The sequence below is a fragment of the Catenulispora pinisilvae genome, from assembly GCF_015356865.1.
In the GTDB taxonomy this organism is placed as follows: Bacteria; Actinomycetota; Actinomycetes; order Streptomycetales; family Catenulisporaceae; genus Catenulispora; species Catenulispora pinisilvae.
In genome coordinates this window covers 1-572 of record NZ_JAAFZA010000577.1, presented here as the reverse complement: position 1 = coordinate 572, position 572 = coordinate 1, and the positions used below count along the sequence as shown (strand labels likewise).

Annotated in this window: 1 pseudogene; it reads right to left on the bottom strand. The window is 75.2% G+C overall.

From position 1 onward, the window contains the following. A pseudogene (locus tag IZR01_RS49490) lies at window positions 1–391 on the bottom strand (hypothetical protein); the annotation flags it as partial. Window positions 392–572: the final 181 nt, after the last annotated feature.

Below are 572 nucleotides of genomic sequence, written 5' to 3'. Positions count from 1 at the left end.
CCAAAGCCCCGCGCGCCGCCGGCGACGCCTCCGCGACCACCGCCAACCGCCGCGCGTTGATCGCCTGCACCGCCAGCCCCGGCACGGTCCCGATCAGGAACACCGACAGCAGCGTCCCCAACTCCGCGTACCCGCCGGGCCCGAGGCCCCGCGACAGCACCAGGTTGAAGCCGTACGCCAGCACGTTCCCGAGCCCGGTCCCGACCGCCACCAGCAGCCCGGCCGACGCCGCCCGCCCGCTCCCGCCGCGTGCGCTACCGCCTTCACGGCTGGCGCTTTCGTCTCTGCGGCCGGTGCTCCCGCCTCCGCGGCGTACGCTCTCACCTCCGCGGCGCGCGCCCGCGACCTCGACGGCCGAACTTCCCCGCTCGTCCCTGGCCTTGCGGAGCATCGACGTCCCTCCGGTGCAGTGCCGCGCGCTGTCGCCCGAGCTGTCCGCTGTCCTTTGAGCGGTCACGCTAGACGTCGCCGCAGCCGAAGCACGACCAACCGGCGCCCGTCCGAGTGAACTTCGCTCCCGGACGCCCACCGACGGCGCGCCACATCCCCAGAACCCCCGCCCCGGCCACACC